At 35.1% G+C, this 17,276-nt stretch carries 10 protein-coding genes; 9 read left to right on the forward strand and 1 reads right to left on the reverse strand.

Annotated elements, in window-relative coordinates; translation table 11 throughout:
• Positions 1-194: 194 nt before the first annotated feature.
• From ACNH59_RS10815 to ACNH59_RS10855, 9 genes are all read left to right on the forward strand, one after another.
• On the forward strand, positions 195-1,469 hold the full coding sequence (locus tag ACNH59_RS10815) for a TIM barrel protein (RefSeq protein WP_418262561.1): 1,275 nt from the start codon (positions 195-197) through the stop codon (positions 1,467-1,469).
• 12 nt (positions 1,470-1,481) lie between these two features.
• Positions 1,482-2,840 carry an FGGY-family carbohydrate kinase gene (locus tag ACNH59_RS10820; RefSeq protein ID WP_418262562.1) on the forward strand — a complete coding sequence of 453 codons (1,359 nt, stop codon included), beginning with the start codon at positions 1,482-1,484 and terminating at the stop codon, positions 2,838-2,840.
• A gap of 215 nt (positions 2,841-3,055) precedes the next feature.
• Positions 3,056-4,051 carry a substrate-binding domain-containing protein gene (locus ACNH59_RS10825; RefSeq protein WP_418262563.1) on the forward strand — a complete coding sequence of 332 codons (996 nt, stop codon included), beginning with the start codon at positions 3,056-3,058 and terminating at the stop codon, positions 4,049-4,051.
• A gap of 340 nt (positions 4,052-4,391) precedes the next feature.
• The gene (locus ACNH59_RS10830) at positions 4,392-6,101 is read left to right on the forward strand and encodes a sulfatase (RefSeq protein WP_418262564.1); all 1,710 of its coding nucleotides are present in this window, start codon (positions 4,392-4,394) and stop codon (positions 6,099-6,101) included.
• Between the two features lie 430 nt (positions 6,102-6,531).
• Positions 6,532-7,497 carry a T9SS type A sorting domain-containing protein gene (locus ACNH59_RS10835; RefSeq protein ID WP_418262565.1) on the forward strand — a complete coding sequence of 322 codons (966 nt, stop codon included), beginning with the start codon at positions 6,532-6,534 and terminating at the stop codon, positions 7,495-7,497.
• A gap of 320 nt (positions 7,498-7,817) precedes the next feature.
• Positions 7,818-10,073, forward strand: coding sequence for a T9SS type A sorting domain-containing protein (locus tag ACNH59_RS10840; protein WP_418262566.1), 2,256 nt, complete (start codon positions 7,818-7,820; stop codon positions 10,071-10,073).
• A 283-nt stretch (positions 10,074-10,356) separates the two neighbouring features.
• Positions 10,357-12,705 (forward strand): glycoside hydrolase family 3 N-terminal domain-containing protein, encoded by a 2,349-nt coding sequence (locus ACNH59_RS10845; protein WP_418262567.1) that lies wholly within the window; start codon positions 10,357-10,359, stop codon positions 12,703-12,705.
• Positions 12,706-12,825: 120 nt separating this feature from the next.
• Entirely contained in the window at positions 12,826-14,307 is a 1,482-nt protein-coding gene (locus tag ACNH59_RS10850) for a sulfatase (protein ID WP_418262568.1), read from the forward strand.
• 1 nt (position 14,308) lies between these two features.
• On the forward strand, positions 14,309-15,973 hold the full coding sequence (locus ACNH59_RS10855) for a GH39 family glycosyl hydrolase (protein WP_418262569.1): 1,665 nt from the start codon (positions 14,309-14,311) through the stop codon (positions 15,971-15,973).
• A 486-nt stretch (positions 15,974-16,459) separates the two neighbouring features.
• On the opposite strand, the gene ACNH59_RS10860 is transcribed toward ACNH59_RS10855, so the two are convergent.
• The gene (locus tag ACNH59_RS10860; protein ID WP_418262570.1) at positions 16,460-16,819 is read right to left on the reverse strand and encodes a hypothetical protein; all 360 of its coding nucleotides are present in this window, start codon (positions 16,817-16,819) and stop codon (positions 16,460-16,462) included.
• Positions 16,820-17,276: the final 457 nt, after the last annotated feature.

Genomic DNA, 17,276 nt, shown 5'->3' on the forward strand with positions numbered 1-17,276 from the left:
AGTTAGTTTTTTAGTTTGTTTAGTTTTTTGGTTAGAACTAGATAGTTTTTTGGTAATCTAACGTTCGATTCTTCGGACGTTAGGTTTTTTTAGCCTAAAAAGTAAACGGATTGAAGCTAAAGAGTTAAAATTAATTCATTGTAAAATCAAGAGTTTTTAGTGTACATTAGAGACTCACTTAAAAAATAAATGTTATGTTAATTGGAAAAAATAATATTGAAGCTCACAATGATGAGTTGTTCAAATCACATAAAAATAAATTGGTTTTCACAGCATCTGAGATTGCTGAATCAGAAAATATCATTGCAAAATTAATCGATTTCCAAATCGCCATTCCATCATGGGCATTGGGAACAGGAGGAACACGTTTTGGTCGTTTCGCTGGAGGTGGAGAGCCCCGTTCATTAGAAGAAAAAATCGAAGATGTAGGTTTGCTACATGCTTTAAATAATTCTTCAGGAGCGATTTCATTACACATTCCTTGGGATATTCCAAGCAATCATAATGCAATTAAAGCTTTAGCAGCACAACACGGTTTGAAATTTGACGCTGTGAACTCTAACACTTTTCAAGACCAACCAGGTAGTGAGTACTCTTACAAATACGGTTCATTACAAAATGTAAACAAAGCCGTTCGTAAACAAGCGATACAACACAATATCGAAGTGATTCAACAAGGGGTAGAATTAGGTTCTGATTCGTTAACCGTTTGGTTGGCAGATGGATCTTGTTTTCCAGGACAATTGAATTTCCGTAAAGCTTATGAAAATACTTTAGAGAGTTTACAAGAGATATATGCAGCCTTGCCATCAAACTGGAAATTATTTTTGGAATACAAAGGGTATGAGCCCAACTTCTATTCTACTACAGTAGCTGATTGGGGACAGTCTTATTCTTATGTGAAAAAATTAGGAGATCAAGCCAAAACATTAGTTGACTTAGGACACCACCTTCCAAATGCTAATATTGAGCAAATCGTTGCTTTATTATTAATGGAGGATAAATTAGGAGGTTTCCACTTCAATGACTCTAAATACGGAGATGACGATTTAACAGCAGGTGCTTTAAAACCATACCAATTGTTCTTAATCTTCAACGAATTAGTAGAAGGAATGGACGCAAGAGGAATGAATCACGCCACAGACTTAGGTTGGATGATTGATGCATCTCACAACGTAAAAGACCCGTTAGAAGATTTATTGCAATCGGTAGAAGCGATCATGATTGCTTATGCACAAGCACTTTCAGTGGATAGAAAAGCATTGGAAATTGCACAAAACGAGAATGACGTTGTCAAAGCACAAGAAATTTTACAAGCGGCTTACCGTACTGATGTTCGTGCCTTAGTTGCCGAGGCGCGTTTGCGTGCTGGAGCGGCTATTAATCCAGTAGGATTGTACCGTCAATTTGGTGTTCGTGAGGGTTTAATTGCTGAAAGAGGACTAAAAACCGTAGCTACAGGCTTATAAAAAACAGCAAAAATGAATGTAGTTGCAATCTTTGATATTGGCAAAACAAACAAAAAAGTATTCTTATTTGATGAGAGTTATCATATTGTTTGGGAAAAATCGGTAAACTTTGAAGAAACAGTAGATGAAGATGGTTTTCCCTGTGAAGACATTGATTTACTTCGAAACTGGATTTTGGATCGAATGGCCGAAATCAAACAATTAAAGGATTACGTACTCAAAGCGATTAATTTTAGTACCTATGGAGCGAGTTTTGTATATGTGGATGAAAATGGGCAACCATTAACTCCTTTGTACAATTACTTAAAAGAGTATCCAGAAGCGCTAAAGAATCAATTTTACAATAATTACAAAGGGGAAGAAAAATTTGCAGTAAAAACAGCTTCCCCTGTTTTAGGAAGTTTGAATTCGGGCATGCAGATTTACAGGCTCAAAGAAGAACAACCAGAATTGTTTGCTCAAGTGAAATACTGTTTGCACTTGCCACAGTATTTGAGTTCGTTGTTTTCAAATGAATATTTTACTGACATTACCAGCATTGGTTGTCATACCAATTTGTGGAATTTCAAAAAAATGAAATACCATAAATGGTTGAAGAAAGAAAATATTCTCGATAAAATCGCCCCCTTGCATTATGGGAAAGATGTTGTCATCAACAAAGAAGGATTGGCAGTAGGAGCAGGTTTACACGATAGTTCCTCGGCTATGATTCCCTACACGATTAACTTTACAGAGCCTTTTGTATTGTTGTCCACAGGAACTTGGAGTATTTCCTTGAATCCGTTTAACAACAAGCAACTGACTTTTGAAGAATTGCAAAACGATTGTTTGTGTTATCTGCAGTATACCGAGCGACCTGTAAAGGCAGCGCGATTGTTTTCGGGTAACGAGCATGAGATTCAAGCCAAGCGGTTGTCAGAACATTTTAAAGTACCTTTTGATAGTTTTAAAACGGTATTTTATGATAAAGAGATAATCAACAAACTAAGGTCTGAAAATAAAAAGCAAAAGAGTATAGCGGATGCAAGTACCCTTTTAAAAGAATGTGCCTTTGCAACACGTCATCTTTCTGATTATGAAAGTTATGAAATTGCCTATCATCAATTGATGATGGATTTGGTAGATCAACAAGTGGTCTCGACCAATTTGGTGATTCATAACAGTCCTGTGAAAAAGATATTTGTAGACGGTGGATTTAGTAAAAACACTATTTTTATGAATCTATTGGCTGAAGTCTATCCGCAAATGGAAGTGTATGCCGCTTCTATGGCGCAAGCCAGCGCTTTGGGGGCTGCCTTAGCCATTCATGAGAATTGGAATCCAAACCCAATTCAAAACGACTTAATCGACTTGAAATTTTACAAACATTAATTTCGTCAAAAAAAATATAGAAAAGCCTCAAATGAAAATTTGGGGCTTTTTGTTTTAATGTAATTGTATTGGTTGTATAGCAGTGAGTTAGCTTTTTTTGGGTGCATAATTTTAACATAATAGTAGGAACCAATACAAGACAGTACAGTTAACTATTTCTATTTATTTACTTTTATTAAAATAGCCATACATAGGTTTAAATTAATTAATAAATCATGAAAGAATTCGAATTTCAAATCGATACAAATAGTGACATTCCAAAGTTTCAACAAATCATAAATACAATAAATGATGCTATTGGTGAACGAATTTTAAACAAAGGCGAATGTTTGCCATCCGTTAATAGTGTTAGCAAAAGTACCGGTCTTTCAAGGGATACTATTTTTAAAGCATACACTGAGCTGAAGGATCAAAGAGTTATTAATGCAGTGCAAAGTAAAGGGTATTTTGTGGCTAGTGATGTTCGAAAAGTTCTTTTGGTATTGGATACATTCAAATCATATAAAGAAGTTTTGTATCATTCATTCAAAGAAAAATTGCCTTCTAATTTTATTGTAGATGTACAATTTCATCATTACAATATTGATAATTTTAGAACGATTATTAATAATAGTATAGGCAAGTATTACAAGTACGTAATAATGTCTTTTGACGACAATAGTATTCCGAAAGTATTGTCTAAAATTTCAAACGACAAGATTTTGATGATTGACTGGGGTATTCAAGTTGATGATAGTTATAATTTTGTTTTTCAAGACTTTGGTGTTTCATTTTATAAAGCACTTGAAAAAGGAAAGCATTTATTAAAAAAGTATCATCAAGTGCATTTTTTATATCCTTCTTATACGAATCACCCAAAAGAAACTTTGGTTTATTTTGAAAAATTTTGTCGGGATTACAACATAAATTTTGAAATCATTACCAAAGAAAATGATTTTAGTATACAGAAAAATGTCGCTTATATCAGTGTGAGTGATCGGATGTTGGGCTTGATTTTAGAACAATGTCAAGAAATGAATTACGAACCAGGACGGGATGTTGGAATTTTATCTTACAATGATTCACCCATGAAACCATTTATTTATAAGGGTATTACGGTGATTTCAACCGACTTTAAACAATTAGGTTATAAAGGTGCCGAGTTTGTTACGGCTATGGAACCTATGAGAATTATGATCAAAACAGATTTAATAATTAGGGAATCTTTGTAGTTATTTTAGCCCCTTATAACTTAGGAACCGTATTTTAAATTTCAAGGTAAAACAATGATAGTTATGATGGAAAAAAATATAAAAAATATGAAAATCCCGTTTCATTTCAATAATAGAAATCAAATTAGTTGTTTCAATTGCATAATTCTAGCTAGGGAGGAGTTTGAAACTTTTGAATAGATTTTCTTTTTTTAACTGATGATTCAATTTGATAGTTTTTTTGAGCAGTACAGTGCGGTATAGTTTTATGATCTTTTTTTCATTATTTTATAAAAAAATGAAATTGCTACTTTTTAATGTGAAATTTCATTGAAAAATAACAGTATAAAAATAAAAAATAATGACTAGGACTAGCTCCCAATTGATGATGTTGTCACTCCTTTTTTTTGTCAAGATAGTGTCAAATGCGCAAACAAATTCTACATCAGAAAGACCCAATATTATATTTATTCTAACGGATGATCAGCGATGGGATGCCATTGGTTATGCGGGGAATAAATTAGCATACACTCCAGAAATGGATAATCTGGCGAAGACTGGAACTTACTTTCACAACACTATTTCTACTACTCCTATTTGTGCAGCAAGTAGAGCGAGTATCTTTAGTGGATTGTATGAGCGTACTCATAAATATACTTTTCAAACGGGAGATATTAAACAAGAATACATGCAAGAGGCCTATCCCAAAGTGCTAAAAGATGCGGGCTATTACACCGCTTTTTTTGGGAAATTTGGCGTAAAATATAAGGGGCTTGCTTCGCTTTATGATAAATTTGACAATTACGACAGAGAGAATCGTTATAAAGATAGAAGAGGGTATTACTACAAAACTATTGGCAAAGATACGGTGCATCTAACGCGTTATACGGGGCAACAAGCTATTGATTTTATTGCGAATGCACCTACCGACAAACCTTTTTGTATGCAATTGAGTTTTAGCGCTCCTCATGCTCATGATGCCGCTAAAGAACAATATTTTTGGGACAAAGAACAAGATTTTGTTTTGGCGAATACGACAGTTCCTGCTGCTAAATTTTCAGATAATAAGTATTATGACGTGTTGCCACAAATTGTAAAAGATGGTTTTAATCGTTTGCGATGGACATGGCGTTATGATACTCCAGAGAAGTACCAACACAGCGTTAAAGGCTATTACCGTATGATTGCTGGTGTTGATATGGAAATAACGAAAATCCGTAAAGAACTGGTGAAAAAGGGATTGGATAAAAATACCGTTATTATTGTAATGGGTGACAATGGTTATTTTTTAGGGGAAAAACAATTGGCAGGAAAATGGTTAATGTATGATAATTCCGTTCGTGTTCCTTTGATGATTTACGACCCAAGAGTTAAAGAGCACAAAGATGTGACCGAGATGGCTTTAAATATTGATATTCCTGCTACTATTTTAGATTTGGCTGGTGTCAAACAACCTAAAAGTTGGCATGGTAAAAGTTTGGTTTCTTTAATAAATGCTAAAAATGTTACAATCAATAGAGATACCGTTTTAATTGAGCATTTATGGGAATTTGAGAATATTCCGCCAAGTGAAGGTGTACGAACAAAAGATTGGAAATATTTCAGGTATGTTAATGACCAATCGATAGAGGAGTTGTATAATTTAAAAAAGGATCCCAACGAGCTGCATAATTTAGCGAAAAATAAAAAGTACCAAAAAGTGTTGGTTAATTTGCGAAAACAATGCGATGCATTAATTTCAAAAGTTAAAGATCCCTTAACAGGAAAGCTTTCAGGATTGGCTGTTTCATTTAATCAAACGGATGTTCCAAATTTTAGTTGGATCATTCCTAAAGAGGCAGGTAAGCAATCGGCCTATCAAATTTTAGTAGCTTCTTCACAGGCTAATTTAGATAAGAATATTGCGGATGTTTGGAATAGCAAACAAGTAAAGGAAAAGGATTTCACCAACATAACTTATAAAGGAAAAGCACTTGAATCTGGGAAGACCTATTTCTGGAAAGTCCGTATTTGGGATCAGATTAATAGAACCGATGATTATTCAAATTGGCAGTCCTTTGTTATGAAATAGTTTGCGTGTTTTCAGAGTATCTCGCTGTAGCTGCTAAAAATAATATTGCCACAGATTAGTTTGATTTAAAAGAATTTAAATAGTGAACCAGAGCGAAAACGAACAGGTGAAGCAAATCTTTTTAATCTGCGGCAAATTTTAAGCATTTTGATATTCCAACATTTCAGATTTTCAGTCTGTACTACTAAATATATTGATTTTCAGTCTTTTGACTTAGGTGAATAGATCAGAATAACAGCTTTAGAATCGTATCGATGCTAAAGCTGTTGTTTTTTATGGTTTTAAGAGTTCGCTACAAGGTAGTTTTTTTCGTTTTTAAAGGATTGTAAATAAATATTTTACGGTTACCCATACAGAGAAGTACAGAGGGAATATTTGTTTGTAATAATTTAGTTTTCACAAAATATTAACTATTTAATTATAAACAATTATGAAAAGAAAATTACAATTTTTAAGTGTTGTTGCTATGACAACATTTTTGGGGACACAAGCGGTTATTGCGCAAACTGGAGGAACATACAATTCTATAGTGCACTTAGCAGGCGATGGTACAACTTCTACTAAAATTAATTTTGTAGACTTTGATAATGGGGCTAATCAAAATACAACTATAAATCCTACAGGTACTGCTCCATTTGGTTATTCTGATTCTAGCGCTGGAAACACCGCTGGTAATGGTACTACATTTTTAAATAACAATTATCGTCCTGGTACTGATGTCGATATAGCGGCTCCTGCTACGGGTCTTTCTGCAGGTGTTATAGCTCTAAATTCCGGAGGTAATGAGTTTTTATACTATACAGTAGAGTTTGCTGATAGTGGAAAGTACCATATTGATGTAAATTATGGTCATAGTAATGCGAATCCTAGAGCTATAAAATTTGAATTACTAGATGTTGCATTTGCCAATATTCCTGTTGTTTTAGCTGATGGTTCTCTTATAAGAACAAATATTACTGGAGTAGGTGGTAGTAGTGTTCTATATTCTAATGCGAATGGTGAAATTATTAACCCTGTTACTGATAGACCTGCTACTGCAGCAAGTGATATTAATGGTAATACTATTCAATTTGATGTAGCCGCTGGTACATATGTTATCAAAGTAACGACAATTAATAATGGTCCTAATTACGTTTGGTTTAAATTTGTAAGAGATGGTAATGCTACAACTCTTGGTGTAAACGACTTTGGAGCTAATAATTCTATTAATGTGTATCCAAATCCAAGTAGTACTGGTGTGTTTAACATTGGAGAATCTGCTAAATGGGAAGCGTATTCTGCTCTTGGGACAAAAGTAGCTTCTGGTGAAGGTTCAGAAGTTAATTTATCAGCTGCTGCTAAAGGAATTTATTTCATTAAAACAGCTAAAGGAACAACTAAAGTTTCTTTCCAATAAATAGTTATAAAACCTGCAATGTCTTTTAAATAAGGGAATTGCAGGTTTTTTAGTTAAGCCACTTAAAGTTTTATAAACATCTTTACGACAATTTAATCTCTGTTTTTGAGAATGAATTTAATAATTAAGATTATTAATTAATTGTTGTAGTTGAGATAAGTATATAAAATTTTTAGTGGTTTTTTTCTTTTTGAAATACTATTATAACGACCCTATAATAAACAGATTATGAAATGAGCATGACTCAAAATTTGGTTGCAAACACCAATGATGATATGCGAATTACATATGACCGATAAAAAAACAATAAATATCAACATATGAAAATGAATAAATACAGCCTTTTGATTTCTTTGTGCATCGGAGGGTTTTCAAATGTGATAGGGCAAACCTATCCATTTACATTACCAGCAACAGTTACTGCTTCTTTAAATGTAACTACAGGAGTAACCGAACCTGCCAATAATTTATTGCTAGGACTTAATTTTAGCCGATTTACTAGCAGCAGTGAAAAAACAATTTTCAGGTATTTAAATCCGGTTACGGTTCGTTTTCCTTCAGGTGTATGGTCCAATTGGTATGATTGGACTATCGATAGATCGACTTATAAAAGAGAAGTCTCGCCTGGGGTTTGGGAACCCTATGATAATTATGATATTGGAGATACGCATAGAAATGCTATGGATACTTGGGAAAGAAGTGACACTAAAACGGGTTTCCCTGGATTAAAGTCTTTATTTGATGAAAAAGCGTTTAATGTGGTTTGGACTTATAATTTGAATTATGATTCGAATGAAAAATCAGTTGCTCGCTTGCAGGATAGTGATGCCAAAGGTTTTAACGTGGGATATATTGAATTAGGGAATGAACAATTTTGGAAAGATCAGCGAAGTGAACGCATTTCCACTCCAGAAAAATATTATCCCATAGCTGTATCCTTATCTCAAGCTTTGAAAGTTGCGAAACCTAGTTTGAAATTGTCTGTACCTTTGAGTTGGAGAGAAAGTCATGCAAGTTACAATAATGCACTTACTCTTACTACTGGTTATTTTGATGCTATATCCTTGCATAAATATGTTGAATATGAAAAAGAGGTTGCAGTAAAAGCAACAGATACTTATAAACACATTTTAACCGCCAGACTTAAAATAGAAAACTCCAAAAACTGGGTACAATCTTATGCACCAGGTAAAAAAATATGGATGACAGAGTGGGGAGTAAGTTGTGATCCTATGGCGGCTTCCTATTTAGGTCAAGCAGATGCTTATTTGTATTTGTTTGAAAAACAAAATGCTTTTGAACGTGCCGAATGGTATGGAGCAACGACCGAATTAAATCCGTTGTATTATTTTACAGACGCTCAATTAGACGGTGGTGGTCGCCCCTTAAAAGTTCTGAGTAATATGCGAAAAACAGGCTTTGGTGCAGTTTATGAAATTTTACGTTCTGTTTTTGAGAATAGTACCTTACTGAAGAGTGATATGACCTGCAACGCAACATTGACGGCGCCTAAAGATACAAATTATGCAGCAACTTTGCCGGTAACAGTTGATGCAGTAAGTGCGAGAGCAGTAACTAAAAATGGTGCTACAGCTGTTTTTGTAGTAAATAAAACGCCAAAATCAGTTGTTTTTGATTTGAAATTGGATAATGTTTCCTATACAGGAACTTTTAAACATGAGGCATTGAGTTTTACCAGTTTGAGTGATGCACCAACCTTTGCTAATAACGAAGATCCATTAACATTGATCAAGTCAGGAAGTGGTGTGATTACTTTGCCTCCTTATTCTGTAAATAAATTATCTGAAATTGCAAGTACTCCACCGCCACCTATATATCCTGGAACGTATAACGGGATTAAAAATGTGCCGGGTCAAATTGAAATTGAAGATTATAATTTAGATAAAAATGTTGGTTTTTATGATACTACTGATGGGAATTCGGGTGGTGCTTATAGAACAGCTGCTACGGATGATGTCGATATTACAACTGGGGGAACAGGTTTTGTTTCTACCGCAATTGCAGGAGATGAATATACGCGTTATACCATTCGAGTTACACAATCAGGAAGCTATCATATGAAGGTGAATTACAAAACATCATCAACGACCTCTAAGCCTTTTTCAGCTTATTTATTGCCAGTTGATTTGTCGTCTTCTACACTATTGTTTACAAGTCCAAGTGGTTCTACAACTGAGGGGATTGTTAAAATAGGTACCACTGCGGTTTTTCAGGATTATCAATCGCCTAATTTTAACTTAATAGCTGGTGACTATGTATTAGAGTTAAAAATTCCAGCTGGAGGTGCGGGGCCTAATTATGATTATGTAACTTTAGTAAGAGATGGTGCTATTTTGGGGGTAAATGATTTTGATTTTTCTCGCTTAAAATTGTTTCCAAATCCAAGTACGGATGGCGTGTTTTACTTAACCGAAGAATTACCATGGGAGGTGTATAATTTGTCAGGTGCAAAACTGTTAGCAGGTAAGGGAATGAAAATTGATTTGTCTGCTTTCACAAAAGGAATTTATTTTATCCAAACAGCTAAAGGTAGCACTAAAGTTTCTTTCCAATAATTCTTCTAACACAAGTATTATTTTAGAATACTATTTTTTATGAACCCCTAAATCAAGTTTTCATGATTTAGGGGTTTAGGTTTTTTTTTTGGGGGCTTTTTATGAAACGATACAGTACAGGACAGTACAGGTTATCATGAGGCAATTAGTAAATTTATCTTTTGAAATAATGAAGCTTTCTAAAATGCTGTATTTGCATCCTTTGTTGGTGGCAAATTCATGGTTTTAAAAAAAAGAAAAGCTTGTCAATTATTTATGATTTAACTAATTCAATACAAACCGAATGAAACATTTTTTTAAAGTACCGCTATTGGTTATTTTTTTAAACTTTAGTGTTTATAATGTAAGTGGTCAAAAAAACACTTATAAAGACCCTAAACTTCCCATCGAGAGCCGAATAGAGCATCTATTAAGTCAAATGACAATGGAAGAAAAAGTGAATCAGTTGGTGAGTAGTTTTCCAAAATATACCAAAGGGCCTAACAATACTTACGTGATTGATCCAGTAATGATGGACCAATTAAAAAAAGGAATGGGTTCCTTGCAATACGTAAACCTTCCTCTTGGAGCAGAAGGGGATGTTCGCTTTCTAAACCAAATTCAGAAATACATTATCGAAAATAGCCGTTTGGGTATTCCAATTTTGGCAGTAACTGAGGCTTTGCACGGTTTTGTTGGAGCACAGGCGACTAGTTTTCCGCAAGCAATTGCATTGGCAGGAACTTGGGATACCGATTTGGTAAACAAAGTCTACACACAAGCAGCACTGGAAGCTCGTAGCCGTGGTTTGCATTTGGCTTTTAGTCCGCTTTTGGATTTGGCTAGAGATGCTCGTTGGGGACGCATGGACGAAACCTATGGAGAAGATGTACATTTGGTAAGCCAAATCGGTTTAGCGGCCATCAACGGATTGCAAGGAGGGGGAGAGACCGTTGGTAAAAACCACATTGTAGCCAGTCCCAAACACTTTGCGGGTTACGGACAATGCGAGGGAGGACGAAATTTTGCACCGACCATTATGTCTGATAGGCAATTTCGTGAAGAAGCTTTAGAGCCTTTCCGTCTAGCTGTTACACAAAGCCATATTTGGGGAGTGATGCCTTCTCATAGCGAGGTGGAAGGTGTTCCTGCTCATGGAAATGAACGATTGTTAAATAGTATTTTAAGAAAAGAATGGGGTTTTAAAGGCATTGTAGTGTCTGATTACAATGATATTGAACGATTGGATCACCTGCATCATGTGGTTCCAAATAGAGAAGAAGCAGCATTGTTAGCATTGAAATCTGGGGTGAATTTAGACCAACCTGTAGGTTCTAGTTATGTGTTGTTGCCAGAAGCTTTGAAGAAAAAACCAGAATATGTAAAAGATCTTGACGAGCGTGTGCGCGAAGTCTTGAGAGTGAAATTCATGTTGGGATTATTCGAAAATCCTTATGTTGTAGAAAAAGAAGCCAAAAAGGTTGCTGAAGATAAAAACAGAGAAGCATTAGCCTTAAAAGCAGCGGAAAAAGCAATTATTTTGTTGAAAAACGAAAAAAACTTATTGCCTTTGGATAAATCAAAATTAAAGAAAATCGCTTTGATTGGTCCGAATATCAAAACGACTGTTTTAGGAGGTTATACGCCTGCCAAAGTTCCTGCAGTTAGTATTTTCGATGGAGTAACCGATTATCTTAAAGGTTCGAAAGTCGAAATTATGTATGCCGAAGGTTGTGGTATTACCAGAGGAAAAACAGAAGCACAATTTGAAATCGGAAAATTACCTGAAGGAGATATTCAAACGATTCCTTACGAAAAAGAAAGAGCGACTATTGAAGCGGCAGCCGACATTGCAAAACAATGTGAAGTAGCCATAGTTTGTGTAGGAGATAATTATGCTACGACTCGTGAAGCGGCAACTTTAGGCGATCATAGAGGAGACCGTGCCAATTTGGATTTGGTAGGAAATCAAAATGCCTTAGTGAAAGCGATTGTAGAAACCGGAACACCGGTAGTAGTAGTGATGATGCACGGAAGGTCCTTGACAATCAATTATATCAAAGACAAAGCGGATGCGATTGTAGACGGTTGGTATTTAGGGCAACAAACAGGAAATGCAATCGCACGTACTTTATTTGGAGACAACAACCCAGGAGGAAAGTTGGCCGTAACGGTTCCAAGAAGTGTAGGTCAGATTCCGGTTTATTATAGCCAAAAGCCAACAGGAACCTTAAAGAAATATTTGTTTGAAGACTCTAGTCCTTTGTTCAACTTTGGATACGGATTAAGTTATGCTCAATTTTCATTAGATGCTATCAAACTATCGAGCACCGAATTAAAAGCTGGAGAATCTGTTGAAGTATCCGTAGATATAAAAAACACAAGCCATGTAGTAGGAGACGAAGTGGTTCAGGTCTATGTGAAAGATGTAGTAGGTACGATTACACGTCCCGTGATGGAATTGAAAGCATTCAAAAGGGTGACGTTGAAAGCAGGTGAAACTCAAACAGTGAAATTAACGTTGGATAAATCGGCATTTGAAATGTTAGACATCAATTTCAATAGAATCATTGAGCCAGGGGAGTTTAAAATCTTCGTTGGAACTTCGTCAAGAAAAGAAGATTTGAAAGAATTGACTTTGAATATGAAATAAAAAAAGGTCTGAATAACTGTTGAAACTGAATAATTAAGTTAAAGAGTTTTTTTCAGGCAATGATTTAAAAAGAAATTAATGTCAAAGGATCTTTTAGCCCATATTAATACTATAACAAAAATGAAAAAGAAAGTAATATTATTTGCCGCAATACTATTTGCGATTGTTAGACCTGTTTCTGCTCAAGAAAAACCCAATGTGGTGATTTTTCTGATAGATGATTTACGCGAAGAATTGGGCTGTTATGGCAATGAAATGGTCAAAAGTCCTAATATTGACAAATTGGCCAATGAAGGAATATTATTCAATAAAGCCTATGCCCAACAAGGAATTTGTGCCCCTTCTCGAATGAGTTTGTTAACGGGTTTACGTCCGGAAACTATTGGTGTTTATGATATTTTTACACCTTTGCGTAAGGTTCGAAAAGATATTGAATCGATGCCACAATTTTTTAAATCCAAAGGTTATAAGACCGTAAGTGTGGGTAAAGTGTTTCATCATAGTACCGATGATAAAGCAGTTTGGGATTTGTATTATCCAAAAGAAGACAACTCCTATGCATGCCAAGAAAATTTAGACTTAATCGAAAATTTAAAGAAAAAAGGCGAAAAGAATACCAACGGTCCTGCTTTTGAAAGTGCTGATGTTGCCGATGAAGCCTACAAAGATGGTAGAGCGGCAAACAATGCTATCGATGCTTTAAATAAGTTGAAAAATGATAAATTCCTGCTGATTGTAGGATTCAGTAAGCCGCATTTACCATTTAATGCACCCAAAAAATATTGGGATTTGTATTCTAAAAATGATTTCAAAGTCCCTTCAAGAGAAGTTCCCGAGAATGTCTATTTACCAGGAATGCCAAAATGGAGAGAGTTAGCAGGGTATTCAAATATCCCAAAAGAAGGGCTTTTGAATGATGATTTAACCAAAGATTTAAGGCATGGTTATTATGCTTGTGTGAGTTATATGGATGCCCAAGTTGGGAAAGTGATGCAAACCTTAGATAAATTAGACTTAAGAAAAAATACCATTATTGTCTTCATGAGTGACCACGGCTATAAAATAGGCGAGTACGGCGCTTGGTGCAAACAATCCAACTTAGAAATTGATGTAAAAGTGCCTTTGATTATTGCCAGAGAAACGGCTTTGAAAGGAAGTGTTAAAAACGTAAAATCGAATTCGATTGTCGAAAACCTAGATGTTTTTCCAACGATTATAGAAGCTATTGGTGAAAATAAAGTAGGATTAGAAGGGAAAAGTTTGCTACCATTGACAGTTAACAAGAAAATAAAAGAAAGTCCTGCGGCATATAATTTATACCCACATGGTAAAAAAGGCATGGGCGTTTCTTGTACTGATGGCATTTGGCGTTACACCGAATGGAAAAATAATGAGGGTAAACTTTTAGGAAAAGAGTTGTTTTTACACTCAGACGACACCAGAATTGCTAAGGCAAATGTAGCAGGAAAAGCAGACTACAAGAAAGTGGAAGAGAAAATGAAAAAGCTATTAGAAATCAAATTTCCAGAAAGTAGAAAGTCGTATTATGATGTAAATCTAAAAGCGACTGATGATGGAACACCTGTAAATTCAGAAGAATAAAATGAGAAAAGCAGTAAGTATTTTAAGTGGTTTGTTTGTAGGATTAACTGTCAATGCACAAGTTCTGCTTTCGACCGACTTTACAAACGTCACTCATAAAAAACAGGAGCTTCAAAATATTTGGACAGTTGTCAATCGCATTAGCCCAGAAAATGGAGTGAATATCGCCAAAGGGATGGAGCTGAATGTGGTGCGAATGATTGGTGGTGTGAATAAAAAGAAAAATGGAAAAAATGTTCCTAATTTAGAATACGATCCTTGTCGGTACGATTCGTTAACGAATACTTATGTTTACAATTGGAAGCCACTACTGTCTCGAATTGACAACATTCGAAAAGACAATATTAAAATTCTACAGCTTGTTCTAGACCAGCCTTCATGGGCTTTTCAGCATGGATATACTTTTATACCAAAAGGGACGACCGATAATATTCATTTTAGAGAAGACGAGAGAGTTTCCATCTATGGGAATTCTTTACCACCAGCAGATAAAAAAGCTTATACTGATTTTATCAAAGCCATGATGGAGAAATTAGTGGATACTTATGGAAAATCAGAAGTAGAATCATGGCGCTTAAGAATCGGTTCGGAGATTGAAACGCCTGACCACTGGAGAGGAACCAAACAAGAGTTCATTGATTATTTTGCTTATACCGAACAAGCAGTACGTTCGGTTTTACCCAATGCCAAAATAGGTATTCATACAAGACCACCAGACTTTTTATATCGAAAAGGAAAGGAGCTAAATTATAAAAGTGAGCCTTTTGCTTCCTTTGCTAAGGATTTAATCGAATATTGTTACGACCATAAGGTGCGATATGATTTTTGGGGAATTTCAGACTATGTGTTGATTAACAATGCAAAGTCTAGAAATCTTTCGACCAAATTTGAGGAATTATTTGCTGATTTGGTGCATCATCCCAAATGGAACAAAGACGCCATAATTGACGTGATGGAATACAGTGTGGTGATCGGGATGGCACCACCTGAACCTGATGGAGGTAATTTTTTGCGTTGTGAAAGTGCTCATTCGGAGTTGATGAATATTGGTTTTACCAATATGTTTTATAAACATGATGCTAGTAATTTACAGAAAATTTATAGATGGGGACAACGTGAGGGTGCTGTTGATCCACCAAGTATCGAAATCCTAAAAACGATGGAAGGAAAAACCAGATATGAAACTTTAATTACAGGAAAAGCCACTATTGACAATAACCAACTGGACGCTATTTTTGCGAAAAGTAAAAAAGACCACGACTATGACGTTTTGGTTTATAATGTCAATCCAAGTACATTAGTGGATCAAAAAGAAGAATTGGTAACCATAACTTTTACAACGGATTTAGCTGTTGGAACGGTACTAAATTGCCGTAATATTGTTTATTCGAAAGAGCAAAATGACTTGCAAACATTTTTGTTAGACGAACCAGCAACAGGATGGGTAAAGCCAAAATGGGATAAAAATGGAGATCCAAGCCGAATCTTAAACAAGGATGGCAAAACAGCTTGGGCGAAATTTAAAAATCCAAATTCCTATGAATTTACAGATTTGAAAAAAGTCGTTACAATGCCTCGAAAAGATGGTTTGAAAGGCTCTGTAGTCGAACTAACAACCACAATGCCTTCCTATAGTTTTAAAAAGTTTGAATTTTCAAAAAAATAAAATAAACGAACTGAAACTTTCCCTGTTTTGAGCAGAAAATTTATAAAGGCTAGTGCGAGCATCGTGATCGTACCCAATGTCATTAAGTTAAGGAAAAAACATCCTGTTTTGTCATCCCGACGAAGGAGGACTCGAGCGATAGCGAACAGGCGAAGCAATCACACTAGTTGCTCACGTTATGTGATTTCTCCTTCGTCGAAATGACACAAAAAACGCTTAACTTAATGACATTGTGCTCGTACCCACAATCAAAAATTCAATTGTACTAGTTCTAATTTTTACTCATATATAAAATTATTTTTTAAGCAATTCTCGTATTTTTAAAACAAAGAAAGTTGTAACCGTTTTAATGATTACAACTTTCTTTTTACTTTGCTTGCTTAGCTTTGTGGGTACGAGTTAGAAACTCGCGCTAGCCGTTGAGCTTATTTCTGCTCGCGCCAGCGGGGGAACGATTGAATACAAGTGCGCCATCGGGGTCAGGCACTAATTACGAAAATACAATAATCTTTTACTAGGCAAAACAAACCATATCAATTCCATTGTTTTAGTATCAGGATAAAAACTTAACTCATACTTATATATATCTTTGGTTTTGTTCTCAACAAGTTGTAAAACCCCTTCTTCTGGAATTGTCCATGTAAAAGTTCTTACTAGGTTACCTTTATAATAATCTTTGCAAATTCCCCCTGCTTCAAAAATTTTTTTTGAATTAGGGCTTCCTTCTGGAGCCCAAGTTCCTATAATTAAGTCTTTTTCATCTGTTTGGAACACAGTGAATTGGCAAAATCCCATAAATAATAACACTCCAAGTATTGCAATTTTAATTTGTTTAAATATATTCATTTATCTACAATTTTTAATATTATTTTTTACATTTTCATATTGTGTTTCTCTGTTTAGAAGACCAGTATCTCCACCATTTACTTTTAAAGTTACATCTAGAACAGTTGTATTCCCCGCTACCGCACGAATCCTTCCTGAAATCCGCATGTCTATGTTGAAAAACCCTGTAAAACTCTGCTTATTAAAACTTTACGGTTAAAGTGTTTTCACCTAAATTGGTGTTTTTACAAGACAAGGAATGAAAACAATAGAAGGATCTAATATCTCGGCATTCGGCGGATTAAATTTCCCCCCGCTACCGCACGAATCCTTCCTGAAATCCGCATGTCTAACATTTATTAATAGTTCTAATTGATTTAACAGTCTTTTTTGTTCTTAAAGATAAGTTATCAAGAAGACGCTAGGTTAAAAAAGTTTTCTATCCTCAAAATTCTCATAGAATTATAAGTAAAACATA

This window comes from Flavobacterium faecale (genome assembly GCF_048320115.1).
Taxonomy (GTDB): domain Bacteria; phylum Bacteroidota; class Bacteroidia; order Flavobacteriales; family Flavobacteriaceae; genus Flavobacterium; species Flavobacterium faecale_A.

Excerpts from the sequence above, each read along its gene's own strand:
- ACNH59_RS10815 (WP_418262561.1), top strand. The coding sequence starts at position 195 with ATGTTAATTGGAAAAAATAATATTGAAGCTCACAATGATGAGTTGTTC.
- ACNH59_RS10820 (WP_418262562.1), top strand. The coding sequence starts at position 1,482 with ATGAATGTAGTTGCAATCTTTGATATTGGCAAAACAAACAAAAAAGTA.
- ACNH59_RS10825 (WP_418262563.1), top strand. The coding sequence starts at position 3,056 with ATGAAAGAATTCGAATTTCAAATCGATACAAATAGTGACATTCCAAAG.
- ACNH59_RS10830 (WP_418262564.1), top strand. The coding sequence starts at position 4,392 with ATGACTAGGACTAGCTCCCAATTGATGATGTTGTCACTCCTTTTTTTT.
- ACNH59_RS10835 (WP_418262565.1), top strand. The coding sequence starts at position 6,532 with ATGAAAAGAAAATTACAATTTTTAAGTGTTGTTGCTATGACAACATTT.
- ACNH59_RS10840 (WP_418262566.1), top strand. The coding sequence starts at position 7,818 with ATGAAAATGAATAAATACAGCCTTTTGATTTCTTTGTGCATCGGAGGG.
- ACNH59_RS10845 (WP_418262567.1), top strand. The coding sequence starts at position 10,357 with ATGAAACATTTTTTTAAAGTACCGCTATTGGTTATTTTTTTAAACTTT.
- ACNH59_RS10850 (WP_418262568.1), top strand. The coding sequence starts at position 12,826 with ATGAAAAAGAAAGTAATATTATTTGCCGCAATACTATTTGCGATTGTT.
- ACNH59_RS10855 (WP_418262569.1), top strand. The coding sequence starts at position 14,309 with ATGAGAAAAGCAGTAAGTATTTTAAGTGGTTTGTTTGTAGGATTAACT.
- ACNH59_RS10860 (WP_418262570.1), bottom strand. The coding sequence starts at position 16,819 with ATGAATATATTTAAACAAATTAAAATTGCAATACTTGGAGTGTTATTA.